Raw genomic sequence first — 3,656 nt, forward strand, 5'->3', positions numbered from 1 at the left:
AAGTCATACAAGTGAGAATGTAACGCAAACTCTGGTAAAGTAAGCGTCATAAGTGGAAATGTGACGCAAACTCCAGCGCAGTAATAACCGCAAATGCTGCAAGAGACTGTAAAAGCGGCAACAACAAAACGAGAGACAGCCCGTTTTGTCAGCAGAAAGATAAAGACAAACAAAAAACACCACATACTACTACAAGCAACACGTGGTGTTTCAAATATCCTATTAAATTAAGCTAATGAACCCATTGGATCCCATGGTGCAAGAACTTTAGGTTCTTCTTTCAAAGCTGCTTGCAATTCTGCTGGCAAGAACTTCTTGTTAACAACAACTTGGTAGCAGTATTCGTCCATCCAGCTGTCACTCATTACGAAGAAACCTTTTGTTCCGACTTTGTTACCCCAGGAGTTTTCAACTTTCCACTTCGTTGGTTGATCATTTACCAAATCAACACCAGTCAAGACCATAGCGTGAGTCATTAAGCTTTCGCCATAATCCAAACGCTCTGCCTTAGACATTGAAAAGTCAATGTCGAATAATTCATCGTTGCTGTAAAGTTCAGTATCCATGATACCTTGCTGACGGTCAGATGATTGGCCAACGTCACAGCCGAACCAAACACTTTCGCCGGATTTTAATTGTTTAACAGCAACATCGCGGAAGGTGTTCATGTCAACGTTTAAATGGCGAACCTGACGGCCATCAACGACATTGCCCAGCATTTCAACTGTGTACATATGGTTGTATGGTTTGTCATCAGTTGGTCCGTTGATGATCGAAACGTAGTCATCCAAGTTCCAGCCAACATACTTATCAAAGAATTCCTTTGGTGTGATGTTTTGGTCGATGTGATAGTTGTTATCCTTGTCACGGTATTCGAAGTCAAATGTTTGTGTTGGTTCACCGAAACTGTATGCACACATACGGTAAACTTCATTCAACATCTTGTCTTTGCGTGCTTGAATGTCTTCATCGCTAGCCTTGCTTGCGACTAATTCGCGTAATTCAACGGCATCTTTACGTAATTTAAGATTCAATGTGCTGTTGAATTCGCCAGAAGCTGATGAACTCTTGGTTTCAGGCATTACTGATTGAGGAACGACACCGTATTTTTGAATCAAAGCGATGACCATATCCCATTGGCCGCCATCTTGTTGCGGCGTTGTCATCAACCAGCTGACTTTACGGTCGCTAGTTGGAAGGTCTGCCGTTTTCAAAACATTTTCATAGAAATAGTTTGCTTTTTCAAGTTTGTCCCAGAAATAAGTGTAGCTTTGGGATAATTCGAAGTCATCGGCAACTTTGAAGTTATTGTGAATGTCATGACGCATCGTGTTCAATGCAGCAAACATCCAGCAACGGCCAGATTGTTTTTGGTTAGCTACTTCACCGGTGTCTAAATCAATTGAGAAAACAGGATTCATATTGATTTTTGAACGATAGTCGATACTTGTAGCTAAGATACCATTTTTCGTTACAGCACGTTCGGCAACTTGTGCGCCTTCATGTTTATCAAGATCTTGTTGATAATTTTTTAATTGATCAGCAGTAATAGCTTTGGTCATTAAAAAGTCACTCTCCTTTAACAGTCTACTCATATATTACGTCATTTTTTAATAATAGTAAATATAATTTGCTCAGACATATTTTACAAAACATAAGCAGATGGTTCAAAGCAATGGTAGCCAGCAAGGCACCTGGAGAAATTTGCACAGGCCGGCAGTTTTCTCAATAAAAATAAGAGAGGCTGACCAGTCTCTCTTATCATATGGAAATATTTTAATTTAACGGTGGGCATCTAAAACTTCTGGACCATCGGAGCGGCCAACGATCACGGTGTTGACCATGTTCAAGAACAAGCCGTGCTCAACAACACCAACTTCTTTGATCAAATCCGCAGCTAAGGTTTCTGGATCCAAGATATCATGGAGGTGCAGGTCAATGATATAGTTTTCTGAGTCAGTTAAGAGTAGGCTGTTACCATCTGCACTCTTGCGGAATGTTGGTTGGTAACCCTTCTTTTCAAAACGTTCGAAGACTTTTTGACTTCCGTAAGGAATGACCTCAACCGGCAGTGGGAAAGCACCTAAGTTTTTGACCATCTTGCTTTCATCCACGATCCACATGACCTTGTCGGAGTTAGTTGCAACGATTTTCTCAAACAATAGGGCTGCACCGCCACCCTTGATACCTTGAAAATCATCGCTGATCTCATCGGCACCATCGATGGTCAAGTCGATATGGTCAACGGCATCAACTGATTTGATAGTGATCCCGAGATCTTCGGCTTGTTTGGCAGTGGCTTTGGAAGTGGTGACTCCAGTAATATTCAATCCTTCAGTTTTGACGCGACGTCCGAGGGCATCGACCATAAATTTTACGGTCGAACCGGTCCCTAAACCAACTGTCATACCGTCTTTGATCCATTCAACGGACTTTTCACCAACCAGTTTCTTTAATTCATCTTGCTTCATGACGAGCTGTCTCCTCCTCGTGATTTTCCTTAAGTTTAAACAAAGTTTTTTTTCGGTAAACGGCGGAAAAATTTGTTAAACTTGATTTCTTTAAGTTCCTATATTATAGCATAAGGTTTATTTAATTAAAAAAAAGTTCTAATGGGTCAATCGGATATTGAAATATGTTATCATTAAAATATATGAAAATTTATGTGAAAATGAGGGTCGAAAGTGAAAAGAGGATTCGAAAAAGTTAGCAGTTATGCTGCACAGGACATAAAATTACCACAAAGAGCAACACAAAATGCTGCAGGCTACGATTTTTTTGCTGCGAAAGATTTTGTGTTACCAAGTATTTGGAAGAAAAACTTCATTAAAGTTCTCGCTGCGCTTAGAAAAGGCCAAACGATCAATGAGGATGAAATGGCAAATGCTCAAAAAATATTAAAACCGTACTTAGTGCCAACGGGTATCAAAGCCTATATGGGTGACGATGAATATTTATTACTGGCTGATCGTTCCAGTGCGCCATTGAAACGCGGCTTGGTCTTACCCAATGGTGTGGGTATCATCGATGCTGATTATTATAATAACGATAGCAACGAAGGAGAAATTTTCTTTCAACTTTTGAACTTTTCTCTCTTTGATCAAACGATCAAGCAAGGTGAAAAACTCGGCCAGGGGATCTTTATGCCATATTTAACAGCTGATGGTGAAGAAAGACCGCAAACCAAGCGGACAGGCGGTTTTGGTTCTTCCGGCAGATAAGGCTAATTTTTTTTGAAAGAATAATAAGCACATTTTACGCTGGCAGTTCGAGAAGAGCGGCTCGTTGATCAGGTCAACAAATTCATTTGAAAAGTGTGTCATGTTTTGAAACATTTATAGCGCCGAAAACGCGCTGTTGTTTTTGATTGAATAACGACGTAAAACTTGGGCTTGAACGCTGAAACGGCTATAATTTGCACAAGATACTACATTTGTTGCAAGCTGATGTAGTGATCCATCTATTTAGAAAGAAAAGGGGCAGCCAATTGGCAAAAGCAAAAATCAAATATGTCTGCCAGAACTGCGGGTATTCTTCACCGCGCTACTTGGGCAGATGTCCGAATTGCGGTCAGTGGAATACATTAGTTGAAGAAGTTGAAAGAAAAGAACCTAAAGCGTCTGTTTCTTCATTTTCCGGCGGAACAGCGACTTCCA

The 3,656-nt window shown here is 40.5% G+C and carries 3 protein-coding genes and 1 pseudogene; 2 read left to right on the top strand and 2 right to left on the bottom strand.

All coding sequences use genetic code 11. From position 1 onward, the window contains the following. Positions 1 to 227: 227 nt before the first annotated feature. On the bottom strand, positions 228 to 1,562 hold the full coding sequence (locus FC65_RS09510) for a C1 family peptidase (protein ID WP_056972492.1): 1,335 nt from the start codon (positions 1,560 to 1,562) through the stop codon (positions 228 to 230). 219 nt (positions 1,563 to 1,781) lie between these two features. After that, a complete protein-coding gene (gene rpiA / locus FC65_RS09515; RefSeq protein WP_010496786.1) occupies positions 1,782 to 2,471 on the bottom strand; it encodes a ribose-5-phosphate isomerase RpiA in 690 nt (229 codons plus the stop codon). A 213-nt stretch (positions 2,472 to 2,684) separates the two neighbouring features. Between rpiA and FC65_RS09520 the strand changes: the two genes are divergently transcribed. Continuing rightward, entirely contained in the window at positions 2,685 to 3,221 is a 537-nt protein-coding gene (locus FC65_RS09520) for a dCTP deaminase/dUTPase family protein (RefSeq protein ID WP_056972493.1), read from the top strand. A 266-nt stretch (positions 3,222 to 3,487) separates the two neighbouring features. Next, positions 3,488 to 3,656 (top strand): annotated as a pseudogene (locus FC65_RS11910) (DNA repair protein RadA); the annotation flags it as partial.

This window comes from Ligilactobacillus acidipiscis DSM 15836 (assembly GCF_001435755.1).
GTDB classification, from domain to species: domain Bacteria; phylum Bacillota; class Bacilli; order Lactobacillales; family Lactobacillaceae; genus Ligilactobacillus; species Ligilactobacillus acidipiscis.